4 protein-coding genes and 1 pseudogene are annotated in these 4,110 nt (G+C 66.6%); all 5 read left to right on the top strand.

Features of this window, described 5'->3' with window-relative positions:
- A partial coding sequence (locus EAW56_RS11185; protein WP_122086603.1) for a bifunctional ornithine acetyltransferase/N-acetylglutamate synthase occupies positions 1-818 on the top strand: 818 nt, incomplete at its 5' end.
- Between the two features lie 20 nt (positions 819-838).
- Entirely contained in the window at positions 839-1,819 is a 981-nt protein-coding gene (gene argB, locus EAW56_RS11190) for an acetylglutamate kinase (RefSeq protein ID WP_122086605.1), read from the top strand.
- Positions 1,816-3,027, top strand: a complete 1,212-nt coding sequence (locus EAW56_RS11195) for an acetylornithine transaminase (RefSeq protein ID WP_122086606.1) — start codon at positions 1,816-1,818, stop codon at positions 3,025-3,027. The genes argB and EAW56_RS11195 overlap by 4 nt, the downstream gene beginning before the upstream one ends.
- Positions 3,024-3,965, top strand: coding sequence for an ornithine carbamoyltransferase (gene argF / locus EAW56_RS11200; RefSeq protein ID WP_122086608.1), 942 nt, complete (start codon positions 3,024-3,026; stop codon positions 3,963-3,965). Before EAW56_RS11195 ends, argF begins: the two co-directional genes overlap by 4 nt.
- Positions 3,962-4,110: pseudogene (locus EAW56_RS11205) on the top strand (arginine repressor); the annotation flags it as partial. The gene argF and the pseudogene EAW56_RS11205, both read left to right, overlap by 4 nt.

Genomic DNA, 4,110 nt, shown 5'->3' on the forward strand with positions numbered 1-4,110 from the left:
TGCTGGACATGGGGAAGGTGCGTGGTGGCGTCGAAAAGCTGCTGCCCCTGCTCGGCGACGACGAGGCGCAGGGCGAAGCGGCGGCTGACGCGATTTTGACGACGGACCTTGTGCGGAAAGAGGCTGGCTACCGCGGCGAAGGCTGGACGGTCGGGGCGATGGGCAAGGGCGTGGGCATGATGGCGCCCTCGCTCGCCACGATGCTGGTGTGCATTACTACCGACGCCGCCGCGACACCCCAGGCGCTGGACGCCGCGCTGCGCAAGGCGACGAAGGTGACGTTTGACACCGTCGATATTGACGGCTCGACCTCCACCAACGACACGGTCATCGTGATGGCCAACGGCGCGAGCGGGGTTACCCCGAGCCAGGACGAGCTGGATCGCGCGATCCACGCGGTGTGCGATTCACTGGCGCGTCAGATGCAGGCCGACGCCGAAGGCGTGACCAAGCGCGTCAACATCACGGTGACCGGCACCGCGAGCGATGACGACGCACTCAACGCCGCCCGCACGCTGGGCCGCGACAGCCTGTTCAAGTGCGCCATGTTCGGCTCCGACCCGAACTGGGGCCGCACTCTCGCGGCGGTCGGCATGGCGGACGCAGCGATGGACCCCGAGAACATCGCCGTGTACTTCAACGGGCAGCCGGTGTGCGAGCGCTCTACCGGAACACCCGGCGCGCGTGATGTCGACCTCTCCGGCGTGGACATCGACGTCCGCGTGGACCTGGGGACCGGGGGCCCGGGCATCGCGACGGTCCACACCACCGACCTGTCCCATGACTACGTGGAGATCAATTCCGCCTACAGCTCCTAGCAGGAAGGGCACCGAGCACAATGAGCAAACCAACTCCGGCGCAGCCGCTGAAACCCCTGAAGAATCTCAGCAGCGAGGACCGCGCACACGTCCTCGCGGAGGCCCTCCCGTGGCTGCAGCACTACCGTGACAAGATCGTCGTGGTCAAGTACGGCGGCAACGCCATGATTGATGAGCAGCTGAAGGCCGCGTTCGCCGCGGACATGGTGTTTCTGCGCACGGTTGGCGCTAAACCCGTTGTCGTGCACGGCGGCGGGCCGCAGATTTCGGCGATGCTCAAGCGGCTGGGCCTCGATGGCGGAAAGTTTGTTGGGGGCTTTCGCGTCACCACGCCGGAGATCCTCGACGTGGTCCGCATGGTCCTGTTCGGCCAAGTCGGCCGCGACCTGCTGGGCAAGATCAACTCGCACGGCCCCTACGCGGTGGGGACCTCCGGCGAGGATGCCGGGCTGTTTACCGCGGAGCGCAGGCTTGTCGACGTCGACGGGCACCCCACCGACATCGGTCTGGTCGGCACGATCACGGACGTGAACCCCTCTGCAGTGATGGACATCATTGAGGCCGGCCGGATCCCCGTCGTCTCCGGCATCGCGCCAGGTGAGGGCGGCGACGTGTACAACATCAACGCCGACGAGGCAGCCGGCGCGCTGGCCAAGGCGATCGGCGCGGAGCGCCTGGTTGTGCTCACCAACGTGGAGGGCCTCTACACCGACTGGCCGGACAAAGACTCGCTCCTGTCCAAGATCCAGGTGCGCGAGCTCGAGCGCATGATGCCAGACCTGGATTCCGGCATGATCCCCAAGATGGGGGCCTGCCAGACGGCGGTGAAAGGGGGAGTGCGCGCTGCCCACGTGATTGACGGCCGTATTGCCCACTCCGTGCTGCTGGAGCTGCTCACCGAGGGCGGTATCGGCACCATGGTGTTCCCGGATGCTTTTGACGTGAACAACTACCCAGAGGGCACGGCCACCACTGTGTTCAGGAAGGATGAAAACGCATGACCGAGCAGACGCACTCCGCGCAACCAGCGCTCGCGGCCTGGGGCGACACGCTCATGAACACCTACGGCACGCCGCCCGTGGAGCTCGCCCGCGGCGAGGACGCGCGGGTCTTTAGCCCGCAGGGCGCCGAGTTCATCGACATGTTGGCCGGCATCGCGGTCAACTCCTTGGGCCACGCCCACCCGGCGGTGATCGACGCCGTCACCGAACAGATTGGCAAGCTGGGCCACGTCTCCAACCTCTTCGCCTCCGAGCCGGTGGTGCAGGCCGCACAGAAGCTCAAGGCGCGGTGTGGCGACGATGCTGCGCGACTGTTCTTCTGCAACTCGGGCGGCGAGGCGAACGAGGCTGCGTTCAAGCTTGCTCGCTTGACTGGGCGCTCGCGCGTCCTCGCCGCGGTGAACGGTTTCCACGGCCGCACGATGGGTTCGCTCGCGCTTACCGGCCAGCCCGAGAAGCGCGCGCCGTTCGAGCCCCTGCCCTCCGGCGTGGAGTTCTACCCCTACGGCGACATCGACTACCTACGCAAACTCGTGGCCGTAAACCCGGGTGACACCGCGGCGATCATCCTCGAGCCGATCCAGGGCGAAACCGGCGTCATCCCCGCGCCCGAGCATTTCCTCACCCAGGTCCGCCAGCTGTGCGACGAGTCCGGGGCGCTCATGCTTATCGACGAAGTCCAGACCGGCATCGGACGCACCGGAGACTTCTTTGCGTTCCAGCACGAAGGCATCGTCCCGGACGTGGTGACCATGGCGAAGGGGCTCGGTGCCGGCCTGCCCATCGGCGCGGTCCTGGCGCGCGGGAAGGCCGCGGAGCTGTTCACCCCGGGCTCGCACGGCACGACCTTTGGCGGCAACCCCGTCGCCTGCGCTGCGGCGAACGCGGTGCTGGACACTATTGATGACGCCTTCCTCGCGGAGGTGCGCCGCAAGGGGGAGAAGCTCGCTGCGTCGGTCGCGGCGTTGGACGGCGTGCAGGAGGTGCGCGGCCGCGGCCTTATGCTCGGGGTGGTGCTCGACCGGCCCGTGGCCAAGGACGTGGTGGCGAAGGGGCTGGAGCGGGGAGTGATTGTGAACGCTCCGTCGACAAGCGTGGTGCGACTCACGCCGCCCCTCATCATCACGGACAATGAGATTGATGCGGCCGTTGAGCGCATCGCGCTCGCGCTTGCCGACGCCACCGAGAACGAAAGGAACGACTCATGACCAGGCACTTTTTGGCTGATGACGATCTGACGCCGGACGAGCAGGCCGAGGTGCTTGCGCTCGCCGCCGAGATGAAGCGCGACCCGTACGCGAAGCGCCCGCTCGAGGGGCCGAAGTCTGTGGCCGTGCTCTTTGACAAGACGTCCACACGGACCCGCTTCTCCTTCGACGTGGGCATCCACCAGATGGGCGGGAACGCGATTATCACGGACACATCCAACTCCCAGATGGGGAAGGGGGAGACGCTGCAGGACACGGCGGCGGTGCTGTCGCGGTTCGTTGACGCGATCGTGTGGCGCACCTACGCGCATGACAACTTCCACGCGATGGCCGAGACCGCGACGGTCCCGCTGGTCAACGCGCTGTCGGATGACCTGCACCCCTGCCAGATCCTCGCGGACCTGCAGACTATTCAGGAAAACTTCGGCCGCCTCAAGGGGCTGCGCGCCGCGTACCTGGGCGACGGCGACAACAATATGGCGAATTCCTACATGCTCGGTTTCGCCACCGCGGGGGTGGACATTGCCATCGTCGCGCCCGAGGGGTTCCAGCCCAAGGAGCAGTTTGTGCAGCGGGCGCGCGAGCGCGCCGAACAGACCGGCGCGACGGTCACGGTGAGCGCCGACCTGGCCGCGGTGGACGGCGTGGACGTGGTCATCACCGACACGTGGGTGTCCATGGGCATGGAGGACGACGGGTTGGACCGCCGGACCCCGTTTTTGCCCTACCAGGTCAACGCGGAGGTCATGGCACGCGCGTCGGAGGATGCCGTATTCTTGCACTGCTTACCTGCGTACCGCGGCAACGAGGTCACGGCGGAGGTGATCGACGGCGCGCAATCGCGCGTGTTCGACGAGGCGGAAAACCGGCTGCACGCCCAGAAGGGATTGCTGGCGTGGCTCATGGAACACCAAGACGAGGAGGAACACCAGGTATGACCCAACCCGTATCGCGCACGGCGCGACAGGCCCGCATCCTTGAGATCATCGGGAGCACACGGGTGTCTTCGCAGGCGCAACTCTCCGAATTCTTGCAGGCCGACGGCATCGACATCACCCAGGCGACGCTGTCGCGCGACCTGGA

This window comes from Corynebacterium gottingense (assembly GCF_003693265.1).
In the GTDB taxonomy this organism is placed as follows: domain Bacteria; phylum Actinomycetota; class Actinomycetes; order Mycobacteriales; family Mycobacteriaceae; genus Corynebacterium; species Corynebacterium gottingense.